The organism is Sphingomonas sp. JUb134, assembly GCF_004341505.2.
Classification (GTDB): Bacteria; Pseudomonadota; Alphaproteobacteria; order Sphingomonadales; family Sphingomonadaceae; genus Sphingomonas.
Genome location: NZ_SLYP02000001.1, coordinates 1,053,901 through 1,068,149 on the forward strand (window position 1 = coordinate 1,053,901; position 14,249 = coordinate 1,068,149).

Sequence of the window (14,249 nt, forward strand, 5' to 3'; positions counted from 1 at the left end):
AGTGAACGTTCTCAATAACGATGCGGGATTACAGCCCGCCGGCAAAAGGGGAGGTTCGGATGCGCGGCTTTACCGCTCGCTCACACACGCAGTTGGTCCTTGGCGTTTCGGCTTTGGCGTTGATGGCAACACCGGGGACGGCGCTGGCGCAGGATGCCGCAGCTACTCTCGGCAACCCGGGGCCATCCGAGATCGCGGATTCGTCGCGTGCCGAGCCGGGTGAGGCCGGCGACGACATCGTCGTTACCGGGATCCGTGCGTCGCTGCGCGAAGCGGTCGACATCAAGCGCGATGCCCAGGGCGTCGTCGATGCCATCTCGGCCGAGGATATCGGCAAGTTTCCTGACACCAACCTCGCCGAGTCGCTCCAGCGCATCACCGGCGTGTCGATCGACCGCTCCAACGGCGAGGGGCAGTTCGTCACCGTTCGCGGCTTCGGTCCCGAATACAACCTGGTGACGCTGAACGGCCGGCAGATGCCGACCTCGACACTCGGTGACGGCGCCAGCGCGCCCGCGTCGCGCTCGTTCGACTTCGCGAACCTGGCATCCGAGGGCATCGCGGCGGTGGAGGTCTACAAGACCGGACGCGCCGCGGTTCCCTCGGGCGGGATCGGCTCGACCATCAATATCCGGACGCCGCGCCCGCTCGACAAGCCGGGCATGCGCGGTTCGCTGGCGGTGAAGGGCGTGCTCGACAGTTCCCGTAACGAGGGCAACCCGATCACGCCGGAAGTGTCGGGCATCATCTCGACCACTTTCGCCGACGATCGCATCGGCGTGCTGCTGAGCGGCGCGTACCAGCGGCGCAAGGCAAGCGCCAACTCCGCAAGCGTCGGCTTCCGGGACGGCTTTTTGGGCTCGGACGAAGGCTGGGGTTCGCTGCCGCTGCCCGGGACTCCTGGCGCCGCCAATATCACCAACCGTCCTGGCCCGAACGACGTTTATGAAATTCCGCAGAGCGCGGCCTATGACCTCATCGACATCGATCGCGAGCGCATCAATGGACAGCTGGTGCTGCAGGCGAAGCCGACCGACGCGCTGACGGCGACCGTCGACTTCACCTATTCGAGCAACGAGGTCGAGGTACGCGACAGCAGCGTCGGCATCTGGTTCAACTTCGCCGACACGTCCAGCGCGTGGACGGATGGTCCCAACGCCGGCCCGCTTTTCTATTCGGAGCGGTTCGGACCGGGCAAGGACCTGTCGTACAGCGGCGCGCTGAGCGCCAACAAGTCCGAGAACAAGTCGCTCGGCGGCAACCTCACCTGGGAAGCTCCGGGCGGCGTCACGGTCTCGCTCGACGCGCACCATTCGACTGCGGAGTCGAAGCCGACCAACAAGTATGGCAGCAGCACGTCGATCGGCAACGCGATCTTCGGCTTGCAGAGCCAGACGATCGACTTCGAGCACGACATGCCGGTGCTCTCCTATACCATGTATCCGGGCGTCGACCCGCTCGACCGATCGCTGATCACGCCGACCGGCAACTCGTTCCGCAACGCCTATTTCAAGGACGAGATCAACCAGGTCCAGCTGAAGGGGCGCTACGATCACGAGGGCAGCTTCCTCGACAGCATCGATGCCGGCTTCTCGTTCGTCGATAACAAGGTCCGTTCGGCCTATGGCTTCATCCAGAACGACACCTGGGGCGGGATCGGCCCGGCTTCCGACATCCCGGACGACCTGTTCGAGCAGGTGAGCATCCCGGACAAGTTCGACGGGCTGTCTGGCGCGAATGCGTCGGGCATCATCCCGGCGCTCTACATGTTCAACTTCGAGCGCATGGCGGACCTGCTGGAGAACAACTACGGCATCTGCAGCGATCCGCAGACCGGAACCGCGCAGCCGGGTACCTGCCTGTCCGACTATACGGTCGATCGGCGGCTCAGCGAGAAGACCATCTCGCCCTTCATCCAGTTCAACACCAAGTTCGACCTGTTCGCGCGCCCTGCGCACCTGATCGCCGGCATCCGCTGGGACCACACCAACATCGACTCCTCGGCACTGGTGCCGGTTCCCGTCGGCACGCGCTGGGTGTCGGCGAACGAATTCAGCGTGATCTATTCGGGTGAGAGCACCTTCACCCGGCTGAAGGGGAGCTATCAGAACTGGCTGCCGGCCGTCGACTTCGACATCGAGCCAATCGAGAATGTGAAGCTGCGCGCCTCGTATAGCCACACGATCGCGCGCGCCGATTATGGCAGCCTGCAGGGTGGTCGTACGATCGACTCCAACCCGCGTATCGGCGGCGGTACCGGCAGCCAGGGCAACGCAGGCCTGCTGCCGTACAAGTCCAAGAACCTCGATTTCTCGGCCGAGTGGTACTACAATCGCGAAAGCTACGTCTCGGTCGGCTATTTCAACAAGGACGTCTCGAATTTCATCAGCACGACACAGGTGGACACGCCTGCGTTCGGGCTGCGCAATCCGGCGGCCGGTCCGCGCTATCAGGCGGCGGCCAATGCACTGGGCACCACCGATGCGGTCCGGATCCGCGACTATATCCTGCGCAACTTCCCGGACTCGTCGACCGTCACCGGCTCCACGGATGTGGGTGGCGTCACCTACCTGACCGGCGACATCTTCGCGACGGCCGAGGATCCCCTCTTCAACTTCCAGATCGCGCAGCCCTTCAACAGCGATCAGACGGCGAACATCCATGGCTGGGAGTTCGCAATCCAGCACCGCCTGTGGGAAACCGGGCTCGGCGTCATCCTGAACTACACGATCGTGGATGGCGACGCGAAGTTCGACAACACGCTCGATCCGAACGTGGGGCAGTTCGCGCTCACGGGCCTGAGCGACAGCGCCAATGCGGTGCTCTACTACGACAAGGGCGGCATCCAGGCGCGCGTGGCCTACAACTGGCGTGACGAGTTCTACAACGGCGGCTCGTTCGATCCCACCTATGTCGAGGCCTATGGCCAGGTGGACGCCAGCGCGAGTTGGGAGTTCGTGCCCGGCCTCACCGCCTTTGTGGAGGCCATCAACCTCACCGGAGAGAGCCGGCGCGGACATCGGCGCTCCGACAATTTCGTGACGTTCGCACAGCCGGGCTATGCTCGCTACTCGGGTGGCATCCGCTTCACCTTCTGATCCGGACGCCCCCCGCCGACACGAAGCTGCGAAAGGGGTCCGCTCGAAAGAGTGTGGCTTCTTTCGCGCTTCGGCGGCAGGTTCGCCGGCGGTGCATCCGCGCCGCCGTGCCAGGATTGAACCGTCGACATGCCCAACCATGCCATTCTGACTGCCGACGCCCACCGCAACCTCAAGGTCCGCAACGACCGCGCGGAGGACGCCGGGGACGCCGTGATGTGCGCCATGGTCGTGCCGGACGAGTTCCGGCAGGTGCAGAACGAATATCCCATTCTGTTCCGCCGCAACCTGGAGCAGGACAGCTTCGCGGCGTTCGCGATGTTCGGTTTCGAGGATGGCGAGAACCTGTTCCTCGAGGGCAGGCGCTGGGCGGCCCGCTACCTGCCGCTTTCGATCGCGATCCAGCCGTTCCTGATCGGACGACCGGCGGGCATCGATGCGCCCGAGCGGCAGGTACACATCGACCTCGACAGCCCCCGCCTGGGTTCCGACGGCGTCCGCATCTTCGAGGAGGATGGGAGCCCCACTCCTTATCTGGAGGCCGTGATCGAGAAGCTGCGCGTGCTGGATGCAGGCTATGCCGCTTCTGCCGGCTTCTTTGCGGCATTGCGTCGGTACGATCTGCTCGAACCGCTGTCGCTGGAGGTGCCGCTTCCCGACGGGACCACCCATCGCCTGGTCGGCTTTCACGTCATCGACGAGGCCAAGTTGCGGGCGCTTGATCCAGCCGAAATCGCCGAGCTGCATGGCGCCGGGCACCTGATGCCGCTCTACATGGCGCTCGCATCGCTTGCCAACATCGGCCTGCTGGTAGCGCGCAAGAGCCAGCGCCTGCGCCATGGCTGACGGCGGAGGCGGCATTTTCGCGGATCTGCCCTCGGTGCCGGAGGAGGCGGTGGCCGATGCGGCCGCACTCGACACGCTGCTGCGCACCGCGACCCGGCCGTTCGTGGTCCGGGGACTGGTGGCCGATTGGCCGCTGGTCGCCGCCGGCCGTCGATCGGCGCGCGACGCGCGTGCCTATCTGCTGGAGCGGCGGCGCGACCTGCCTTTCACCGTCTCGATCGGCCAGCCGGGATCGGACGGCCGGCTGTTCTACGATGATGCGATGGGGATGAACTTCCGTATCGCGCGTGCCAAGCTACCGGAGATCTTCGCCCAGATCGACCGCGCGGAGGAGGATCCGGCGGCGCCCCCGATCTATCTCGGCTCGATCGACGTCCACGGCTTCTTCGACGGCCTTCATGCCGAGAACCACGTCGACCTGGGCGAGCGCCAGGCCCTGGCGAGCATCTGGATCGGTACGCGCACGCGCATCGCGGCGCACAACGACCATCCCGACAATCTCGCCTGTGTAGCGGTGGGCCGACGACGCTTCACGCTGTTCCCGCGCGAGCAGTTTCGCAACCTCTACCTGGGACCGGTGGACAACACGCCTGCGGGGCGCGCGGTCAGCATGGTGGACTTCAACGCCCCCGACTTCGCCCGCCATCCCCGTTTTCGCGACGCGCTGGCGCATGCGCAAGTCGCCGAGCTGGAGCCGGGCGACGCCGTCTTCATCCCGTCGATGTGGTGGCACCATGTCGAGGGGCTCGCCCCGTTCAACATCCTGGTGAACTATTGGTGGCGCGACACGCCGCGCTGGCTTGGCCAACCCCAGGACGCCCTCAATCACGCCATGCTCACCATCCGCGACCTGCCCGACGACGAGAAGCGCCACTGGCGCGACATGTTCGACTACTACGTCTTCGAGAACGACGAGGAGGTGGTCGCGCACATCCCGCCGGACGCACGCAGCGTGCTCGATCCGCTGACGCCCGAAAGCGCCGGGCGCATCCGCTCCTTCCTCCTGCGGGCGCTCAGCCGATGATCGGCGGCAAGCGCATGCGGCGCATCGTGGTGGCAGGCGGCGGCACGGCGGGATGGATGGCAGCCGCGGCGATCGCGCGCACCATGGGTCGCGCCGTTGAGGTAACGCTGGTCGAATCGGACGCGATCGGCACGGTTGGCGTGGGGGAATCGACCATCCCGCCGCTCATCAACTTCAACCGGCTGCTCGGCATCGACGAGGCCGCGTTCATGGCCGCCACCCAGGCGACCTTCAAGCTCGGCATCCAGTTCGAGAACTGGATGCTGCCGGGGCACCGCTACTTCCACTCCTTCGGCTTCACGGGGAAGGATCATTGGTCGGCAGGGTTCCAGCATTTCTGGTTGTATGGCCGCACCCGCGGGCACGACGCACCTTATGATGCCTATTGCGTAGAGCTGATCGCTGCGCTGGAGGGCAAGTTCGGTCACCTGCCGGGGGATCGGGCGAACTATGCCTATCAGCTCGACGCCACCCTTTATGCTCGCTTCCTGCGCACGATGGCCGAGGGGGATGGTGCTCGGCGGGTCGAGGGCAAGATCGCGCAGGTCGAACTCGACGGCGAGTCCGGCGACATCGCCGCGCTGGTGCTGGAAAGCGGCACTCGGGTAGGGGGCGACCTCTTCCTCGACTGCACGGGCTTTCGCGCGCTGCTGATCGAGCAGACGCTGCATACCGGCTATGACGACTGGACCCATTGGCTGCCGTGCGATTCTGCCATCGCGGTGCAGACGGACAATGTGGGTCCGCCCGTCCCCTACACGCGGGCGATCGCGCACGATGCCGGCTGGCAATGGCGCATCCCGCTCCAGCACCGCACCGGCAACGGTCTGGTCTATTGCAGCCGCTATCTTGGCCGCGACGCGGCGCTGGAACGATTGCTCGGCAATCTTGAGGGGGCGGTGCGCACCGAACCCAATCACCTGCGGTTTACGACAGGCGTGCGCCGGCGGCAGTGGGTGCGCAACTGCGTGGCGATCGGCCTGGCCGGGGGCTTCGCCGAGCCGCTGGAGTCGACCAGCATTCACCTGATCCAGCGTGCGGTGCTCCGCCTGATCCGGATGCTGCCGCTGTCCGCGGTGAGCCCGCGCGACGTCGCCGAGTTCAACGAGCAGCAGCTGCAGGACATGACGCAGGTTCGTGACTTCCTGATCCTCCACTACAAGGCGACCGAGCGGCGGGACAGCGCCTTCTGGCGGCACTGCGCAGACATGGAAATCCCGGACAGCCTCACCCAAAAGATCGAGCTGTTCCGCGAAACCGGCCGCGTGTTCCGCAAGAACGAGGAGCTGTTCGCCGAGAACAGCTGGGTGCAGGTGATGATGGGGCAGGGGATCGAACCGCGCGCCTGGCACCCGATCGCCGAGAAGCTGCGCGACGAGGAGCTTGCGCGGCTGCTCACGACCCTGCGGGAGAATGTCGCACGGACGGTTGCTGCGATGCCGCGGCACGCCGACTATGTGGCGAGCTATTGCGGCGCCGCCCGCGAACAGGCGGCTTGAGGCGGATGGCGCGCCGCCGCCAGCGCGTGACGATCAAGCACGTCGCCGCCGACGCGGGCGTGTCGCTGCAGACGGTGAGCCGCGTCATCAACAAGGAGCCCAACGTCCGCGCGGAGATGGCCGAGCGGGTGCAGGCTTCGATCGACCGTTTGGGCTATGTTCCCTCTATCGCGGCGCAGCGCATGGGGGGATCGCGTTCCTATCTCATCGTGGCGCTGAACGATCGGCAGCGCACCATCGAGGATTGGCGCAACCGGCAGGGCACCGACTGGGTCGACCAGATGCTGCTGGGCGGCATGCTCACCTGTGCCGAGCACGGCTACCGCATGATCGTCGAACTGGTCGACACGCACAGCGACCATATCGAACGCGAGCTGTCCGCAGCGCTCGCCGCGCTCCAGCCGGACGGGGTGATCCTGACACCCCCACACTCGCACAATCCGCTGATTACCGGCCTGCTTGCCGAGCAGCATATCTGCTTTGCGCGCGTGGGTTCGCTGGTCGAGGGCCCAGGCTTCCGGCTGACCATGGACGACCAGCATGCCGCCGTGCTGGCGACGGAGCACCTCCTGCAGCTAGGGCACCGGCGCGTCGGCTTCATCGCAGGGCCCAACGACTATGAGCTGAGCGGCTGGCGCACCCAGGGCTGGCGCTCGACCATGGTGGCGAATGGGCTGGCGGCAGACCTGCTGGCGGTAGGCGACTTCGGCTACGACTCCGGCCTGGCGGCAGCGGAACGGCTTCTTGCCAGCGCCGCCCCCCCGACGGCGATCATCGCCAGCAGCGAGCAGATGGCGATCGCCACGCTCGACGCCATTCGCGCGCGCGGGCTGGAGGTGCCAGGTGACGTGTCGCTGGTGAGTTTCGACGACACGCCGATCATGCGCTTCACTCAGCCGCCGCTTAGCGCCGTGGTGCAGCCGATCGCGGAAGTGACTGCTCGTGCCGTCGAGTTGCTGATCGCGGCGCAGGGCGGCGGCGATCACGAAGACGCGCCGGTGGTTGTGCCGGCGAGGCTGACGATACGGGAGTCGACGGCAGCGCCGCGCAGGTGACGAAAGGGGGAGCGACGCGGCCGCTCCCCCTTTCGCGCGCTTACAGGTTCAGCAAGGCCGGGTCGCCGCCCTGGGCCGTGATGTTCACCGACACCGCACGCTCCGTGGCGTAACGCAGCAGCGCGTGCGGGCCGCCCGCCTTGGGGCCGGTGCCCGACAGGCCCTCGCCGCCGAACGGCTGCACGCCCACCACCGCGCCGATGATCGAGCGGTTCACATAGACGTTGCCCGCGGGCACCAGGTCCCTCACCTGCTCGGCGAAGCGCTCGATACGGCTGTGGATGCCCAGCGTCAGCGCATAGCCGGTGGCGGCGAGCTGCCGGCCGATGCTTTCCAGCTCGTCGGCGCGATAGCGGTAGATGTGCAGAATCGGCCCGAACACTTCCTTGCCCAGGAAGTCGGCGCGCGGCACTTCGGCGAGCACGGGACCGAAGAAGTTGCCGCGCGTGCCCCACACGCCCGGATCGACGCGCTTGAGGATCTTCGCTTCCCGTTGCAGCCGGGCGGCGTGTTCCTCCAGCATCGCCTGGGCGTCGGCGTCGATCACCGGGCCGACGTCGGTGGCGGCATCGGCAGGATCGCCCACCACCAGCGTGTCGACCGCACCGACCAGCGTCGCGATCAGCTCGTCTGCGGACTCCTCCGGTACGAACAACAGTCGCAGTGCCGAGCAGCGCTGCCCGGCCGAACCGAGCGCGGAGACGACCACGTCGTCGACTACCTGTTCCTTGAGCGCCGTGGTGTCGACGAACATCGCGTTCAGGCCGCCGGTCTCGGCGATGAAGGGCAGGATCGCGCCAGGACGGTTGGCGAGCTGGCGATTGATGGTCCAGGCGGTGTCGGTGCCGCCGGTGAAGGCGACGCCGTGGACGAGCGGGTGGCCAACCAGCGCCGCGCCGACCGTGGCGCCGTCCCCCGGCAGCAGTGCGAGCAGGTCCGCGTCGAGCCCGGCGCGGTGGAACAGCCGGATCGCCTCGGCCGCGACCAGCGGGGTCTGCTCGGCGGGCTTTGCCAGCACGGCGTTGCCTGCAGCGAGCGCGGCGGCGATCTGGCCGGTGAAGATCGCCAGCGGGAAATTCCACGGGCTGATGCACACGAAGGTGCCGCGGCCACGCAGTTCGAGGTGGTTGGTCTCCCCGACCGGGCCGGTAAGGGGCTGCAGACCCGAGAACTGCTTCTCGGCCAGATGCGCGTAGTAACGGCAGAAATCGACCGCCTCGCGCACCTCGGCGACACCGTCGTTCAGCGTCTTGCCCGCCTCTCGCGACAGCAGCGCCACGAAGCGGTCCATCTCGGCCTCGAGCGCATCGCCCATCGCGCGCAGCACGACGGCGCGGCCGGCGCCGCCCTTGCGGTCCCAGGCCGGCTGGGCGGCGCGGGCGACACGAGCGGCGAGGTCGATGTCCTCCGCGGTCGCTTCGCTCACCGCGCCGATCAGGCGGCTGCGATCGACCGGGCTGGTCATCGGCTGCGGCCCCTTGCCAGCCAGCAGGCGCCCGCCGACGATCGGGCCGGCGGAGATAGTGTCGGCAGCCCCGAGATCGGCGGCCAGGCGTGCGGTGGCTCGCTCGCTGTCGCGGCTATAGTCCCGACCGAGCGGATTGCGGCGGGTGGCGCCATAGAGATCGCCCGGCACCGGGATGCGCGGATGGCGGCCGGGCTGCGCCTGCACCGCCGCGATCGGATCGCCGACCACGGTCTCGGCTGGCACGCGCTCGTCGAGCAGGGCGTGGACGAAGCTGGTGTTGGCGCCGTTCTCCAGCAGGCGGCGGACCAAATAGGGCAGCAGCTCCTCGTGCCCACCGACCGGCGCATAGGCGCGCAGGGTGAAGCGGTCCCCGGCCGAGCGGTACAAGGCCTCGCCCATGCCGTGCAGGCGCTGGTGTTCGATGCGGACGCCGGCCCGATCCGCCATGCGCCGCACCGCTGCCAGCGTGTGGGCGTTATGCGTGGCGAACTGCGGGTAGAGGTTGGGCGCGGCGCGGATCAGCTGTTCGGCGCAGACGAGGTAGGAGAGGTCCGTCGCCGGCTTGGTGGTGAACACCGGATAGTCCGGGCGGCCGCCGACCTGAGAGCGCTTGATCTCGCTGTCCCAATAGGCGCCCTTCACCAGCCGGACCATCAGCCGGCGACCACTCGACTGCGCCAGCGCCTCCAGCCCGGCGATCACCGCGCGGCCGCGCTTCTGATAGGCCTGCACCACGACGCCGAGGCCGGTCCAGCTGCCGAGCTCCGGCTCCCGCACCAGCCGCTCGATCAGCTTGAGCGAGAGCACCAGCCGTTCCGACTCCTCGGCGTCGATCGCGAGGTTGAGGTCGTGCCTGGCGGCGATCTTCGCCAGCCGCACCATGCGCGGGTAGAGTTCTTCCCAGACGCGCCCTTCCTGCACCGCCTCGTAGCGGGGGCAGAGCGCCGACAGCTTGACCGACACGCCATGACCGTCCTCCGGCGAAAGTCCGGCGCCGCGTGCGCGGCCGACCGCCTCAATTGCGTCGGCATAGATGCGCTCGTAGCGGGCGGCGTCCTCGGCCGTGCGCGCGCCTTCGCCCAGCATGTCGAACGAGCAGAGATAGCCCTCGCGCTTCGCACGGCTGAGCGCGCCCTCGATGGTGCGGCCGAGCACGAACTGCTCCCCCATCATCTTGACCGCGGCGCCCACCGCCTGGCGGATCACCGGCTCGCCGACGCGCGCCGCCAGCCGCTTGGCCCAGCCGGAAAGGTCGGTGCGCGCTTCCTCGTCCACGTCGATCAGCTTGCCGGTCAGCATCAGCCCCCAGGTCGAGGCGTTGACAAACAGGCTGTCCGAGCCGCCCAGATGGCTCGCCCAGTCGGCCGAACCGATCTTTTCCGCGATCAGCCGGTCGCGCGTCTCGGCGTCGGGCGTGCGCAGAAGCGCCTCGGCCAGGCACATCAGCGCCAGGCCTTCCTTGGTGCCGAGCGAAAATTCCTGGAGGAAGCTCTCGACCACGCCCTGCTTGCGGGTAGAGGCGCGTGCTGCCTTCACCAGCCCCACCGCATCCTGGCCGATCAGGCTGCGCTCCTCCAGCGACAGCGGAACCGCGCGCAGCAGGTCTGCGACCGTGTCCTCTTCGTCCTGGTACTGCAGGGCGTCGAGGTGGTTCCAATCGAACGAACGAAGCATGCGGCTCTCCGGCGGGATTTCTTGCAAGTTGCTCCGGCAGCTATGCGAAAGCCTGCCGATTGTGCTTTGCATTTTGAGGGCTCGCGCCGAATCTGCGGGCTCCAATGGCAGTTGGGCCGAAGGATCTTCGATGGACGCAATGGACCGGAAGCTGCTGCGCGTGCTGCAGGAGGACGGGCGCATCACCAACCAGGCGCTCGCCGAACGCTGCGGGCTATCGCCAGCCGCCTGCTTCGACCGGGTGAAGCGGCTGCGCGCGAATGGCGTCATCACCGGCTACACGGCGCTGCTCGATCCCGGGCAGCTAGATCGCGCGCTGATGATCTTTGTCGAGGTGCTGCTCGATCGCACCACCGACGATGCGTTCGCTGCCTTTGCCGAGCATGTCCGCCGGGTGCCGGAGGTGCTGGAGTGCCACATGGTCGCCGGAGGCTTCGACTATCTGCTCAAGGTGCGGGTCGCCGACATGGCCGCGTACCGCGCCTTCCTGGGAGATACGCTGGTGGCGATGCCCGGCATCCGGGAGACGCGGACCTATGCGGTGCTGGAGGAAGTGAAGGCGACGACGCGGCTGCCGCTGTAGGGGAGGCGCCCGTCTTCATCCCACTACCGCCCCGTCACCGGCATGCCCGCGCGCGCCTCTTGGTCGGGCATCGCACGCACCCTAAGCCCAAGTATCCCACCCACGTTCATCCCGAGTAGCCGTCGAGTAGCGGCGCAACTGCGTACCGAGACGGCGTATCGAGGGAGGGTTGCTTGGGGCCGTACCTCGATACGAGCCCTCGATACGCCCCTGCGGGGCTACTCGGCCTCTACTCGGCACGAACGGCTGCGGAGGAAAGGAGCAGTGGGAGCAGGAGGTGGCGGTTACCCGAGCAGCCCCTTGTACAGCGCCGCATATTTCGCCCCGCTGTTCCCCCACGAAAAATCCGCCGCCATTCCCCGCCGCTGCATCTGCCGCCACCGTGTCCGGTCGCCATGCAGCGCGATCGTGCGCGCGATCGCGCCTCGCAGCGCCTGCGGCGTCACCCCGTCGAACTGCACGCCGGTCGCGACGCCTGCATCCAGCGCGGCGACATTGGCGTCGATCACCGTGTCGGCCAGCCCCCCGGTGCGCGCCACCACCGGCACGCAGCCATAGGCGAGACCGTAAAGCTGGGTCAGGCCGCACGGCTCGAACCGGGAGGGGATCAGGATCGCGTCGGCGCCGCCCTGCAACAGGTGGGACAAGGGCTCGTCATAGCCGATCTCCACGCCGATGCGGCCCGGGTGGCGGTCGGCTGCGGCGCGGAACGCATGTTCGAGCGCGGCGTCGCCGGAGCCGAGCATCGCCAGGCGGCCGCCCATCGCGACCAGATCGTCGAGCAGGCTGGCGAGGACGTCCATGCCCTTCTGCCAGGTCAGCCGGCTGACGACGGTGAAGATCGGGCCCTCGCCATTCAGGCCGAAGCGCTCTTCCACGGCGCGCGTGTTGGCGGAACGTGCCTCCAGCTTGTCGGCGCTGTAGCGGGCGGCGAGCAGCGGATCGGTCGCTGGGTTCCACACCGCCGGATCGATGCCGTTGAGGATGCCGGTGACCCGGGCACCGCGCGCGGCGATCAGCCCCTCCAGCCCCATGCCGAACTCCGGCCGGCGGATCTCCTCGGCACAAGTGGGGCTCACCGTGGTGATGGCATCGGCCGCCCACAGCCCCGCCTTCAGCAGGCCGACCGCGCCGTAATATTCGACCCCTTCGATGCCCCAGGCATGCGGCGGCAACTCGAGGGCCGGGAACACGCCCGCATCGAAGCTGCCCTGGAAAGCGATGTTGTGGATCGTGGCGACGCTCTTCGTGTCCTGTGCGTTGCCGCCGAACCGCAGATAGGCGGGGGCGAGCCCTGCCTGCCAGTCATGGGCGTGCAGCACGTCGAAGCGCTGGTTGCCGATCGCGCCAGATGCCAGGTCCGCAGCCGCCCGCGAGAGGCCCGCAAAGCGGCGCCAGTTATCGTCCCAGTCGCGCCCTGATGCATCGGCGTAGGGGCTGCCGTCGCGTGCGAACAGCGCCGGTGCGTCCAGCACCCACAGCGGATGCTCTCCGAGCGACCCGGCGAGCAACCGCGCCTCGACGCCCAGCAACGCGGGCCAGTGATGCACGACCTGCGCGTCGCCCATCTGCGCCAGGACCTTGGGATAGCCCGGCAGCAGCGTGGTCGTGGCCACGCCGTGCGGCGCCAAGGCATCCGGCAGTGCGCCGACCACGTCGGCAAGCCCGCCGGTCTTGACCAGCGGATAGGCTTCCGACGCGACCGACAGCGCGCGGATCATGCCAGGCGGTCGATCATCGGCTGGGTGATCAGGCACACGCCGCTTTCGGTCCGGCGGAAGCGGCGTGCGTCGAGCACCGGATCCTCGCCGACCACCAGTCCGTCCGGGATGCACACGCCCGCGTCGACCACCACCTTGGTGAGCCGGGCGTTACGGGAGATCTTGCAGCGCGGCAGGATCACCGCCTGCTCCAGCGTGGCGAAGCTGTGCGCCCGCACACCGGTGAATACCAGGCTGTTGCGGATCGACGCGCCCGAGATGATGCAGTCGCCCGAGATCAGCGAGCTGGTCGCCTCGCCCCGGCGGCCTTCCTCGTCGTGGACGAACTTGGCCGGAGGTGTCACCTCCGAATAGGTCCACAGCGGCCAGCTGTGGTCGTAGAGATCGAGCTTGGGGACCACGTCGGTCAGGTCGATATTGGCTTCCCAATAGGCGTCCACGGTGCCGACGTCGCGCCAATAGGCCTCGCGCTCCTCCGGCGCACGCACGCAGGAATCGGAGAAGCGATGCGCCACCGCATTCCCGTGGCGGACCAGATAGGGGATGATGTCCTTGCCGAAATCGCGCGCCGAATTCGGATCGGCAGCGTCGCGGTGCAGCTGCTCGATCAGCAGCGAGGTGTTGAAGACATAGATGCCCATCGAGGCAAGCGCCACGTCCGGGCGGCCGGGCATCGCCGGCGGATCGGCAGGCTTCTCCACGAAATCGGTGATCCGATCCTGGGCGTCGACGGCCATCACGCCAAAGCCGCTCGCCTCCAGCCGCGGCACTTCCATGCAGGCGACCGTCACGTCCGCGCCGGACTGGCAATGCTGCTGGAGCATCAGCTCATAGTCCATCTTGTAGATGTGGTCGCCCGCCAGGATGACCATGTATTCCGGCGCGTAGCTCTCGATGATGTCGATGTTCTGGTACACCGCGTCGGCGGTGCCCTCGTACCACTGGTACTCGCTGATGCGCTGCGAGGCGGGAAGGATGTCGAAACCCTCGTTGCGCTCGCGCCGCAGGAAGTTCCAGCCGCCCTGCAGGTGGCGGATCAGCGAATGCGCCTTGTACTGCGTCGCCACCCCGATGCGCCGGATGCCGGAGTTGATCGCATTCGAAAGCGCGAAGTCGATGATGCGCGACTTGCCGCCGAAATAGACCGCGGGCTTGGCGCGGACATCGGTCAGTTCCGCCAGCCGGCTACCGCGCCCGCCCGCCAGCACATAGGCCATGGCGTCGCGTGCCAGCGGCTGCCCGCGTCTCTCGATCATCGTCACTCTCCCGTTCGCGTTTGTT

General features: G+C 67.5%; 9 protein-coding genes. 6 read left to right on the forward strand and 3 right to left on the reverse strand.

Going from position 1 to position 14,249, the window contains the following annotated elements; genetic code table 11:
* Positions 1 to 59 precede the first annotated feature (59 nt).
* The 5 genes from EDF69_RS04925 to EDF69_RS04945 all read left to right on the forward strand — a co-directional run bounded on the left by EDF69_RS04925 (position 60) and on the right by EDF69_RS04945 (position 7,522).
* Positions 60 to 3,098 carry a TonB-dependent receptor gene (locus EDF69_RS04925; protein ID WP_132882422.1) on the forward strand — a complete coding sequence of 1,013 codons (3,039 nt, stop codon included), beginning with the start codon at positions 60 to 62 and terminating at the stop codon, positions 3,096 to 3,098.
* 129 nt (positions 3,099 to 3,227) lie between these two features.
* On the forward strand, positions 3,228 to 3,944 hold the full coding sequence (locus EDF69_RS04930; protein ID WP_132882423.1) for a SapC family protein: 717 nt from the start codon (positions 3,228 to 3,230) through the stop codon (positions 3,942 to 3,944).
* Positions 3,937 to 4,968: a cupin-like domain-containing protein gene (locus tag EDF69_RS04935; RefSeq protein ID WP_132882424.1), complete on the forward strand. Its 1,032-nt coding sequence runs from the start codon at positions 3,937 to 3,939 to the stop codon at positions 4,966 to 4,968. The genes EDF69_RS04930 and EDF69_RS04935 overlap by 8 nt, the downstream gene beginning before the upstream one ends.
* On the forward strand, positions 4,965 to 6,467 hold the full coding sequence (locus tag EDF69_RS04940) for a tryptophan halogenase family protein (protein ID WP_132882425.1): 1,503 nt from the start codon (positions 4,965 to 4,967) through the stop codon (positions 6,465 to 6,467). Before EDF69_RS04935 ends, EDF69_RS04940 begins: the two co-directional genes overlap by 4 nt.
* Positions 6,468 to 6,472: 5 nt before the next feature.
* Positions 6,473 to 7,522 carry a LacI family DNA-binding transcriptional regulator gene (locus EDF69_RS04945; protein ID WP_132882426.1) on the forward strand — a complete coding sequence of 350 codons (1,050 nt, stop codon included), beginning with the start codon at positions 6,473 to 6,475 and terminating at the stop codon, positions 7,520 to 7,522.
* 40 nt (positions 7,523 to 7,562) lie between these two features.
* On the opposite strand, the gene putA is transcribed toward EDF69_RS04945, so the two are convergent.
* The gene (gene putA, locus EDF69_RS04950; protein ID WP_132882427.1) at positions 7,563 to 10,664 is read right to left on the reverse strand and encodes a bifunctional proline dehydrogenase/L-glutamate gamma-semialdehyde dehydrogenase PutA; all 3,102 of its coding nucleotides are present in this window, start codon (positions 10,662 to 10,664) and stop codon (positions 7,563 to 7,565) included.
* 130 nt (positions 10,665 to 10,794) lie between these two features.
* On the opposite strand from putA, the gene EDF69_RS04955 reads away from it, so the two are divergent.
* A complete protein-coding gene (locus tag EDF69_RS04955; protein ID WP_129341750.1) occupies positions 10,795 to 11,247 on the forward strand; it encodes an Lrp/AsnC ligand binding domain-containing protein in 453 nt (150 codons plus the stop codon).
* 284 nt (positions 11,248 to 11,531) lie between these two features.
* On the opposite strand, the gene glgA is transcribed toward EDF69_RS04955, so the two are convergent.
* Together glgA and glgC are read right to left on the reverse strand one after the other, a co-directional pair.
* Complete coding sequence (gene glgA, locus EDF69_RS04960; protein ID WP_132882428.1) at positions 11,532 to 12,968, reverse strand: glycogen synthase GlgA; 1,437 nt, start codon at positions 12,966 to 12,968, stop codon at positions 11,532 to 11,534.
* Positions 12,965 to 14,221 carry a glucose-1-phosphate adenylyltransferase gene (glgC, locus tag EDF69_RS04965; protein ID WP_425336667.1) on the reverse strand — a complete coding sequence of 419 codons (1,257 nt, stop codon included), beginning with the start codon at positions 14,219 to 14,221 and terminating at the stop codon, positions 12,965 to 12,967. Before glgC ends, glgA begins: the two co-directional genes overlap by 4 nt.
* Between the last annotated feature and the right edge of the window lie 28 nt (positions 14,222 to 14,249).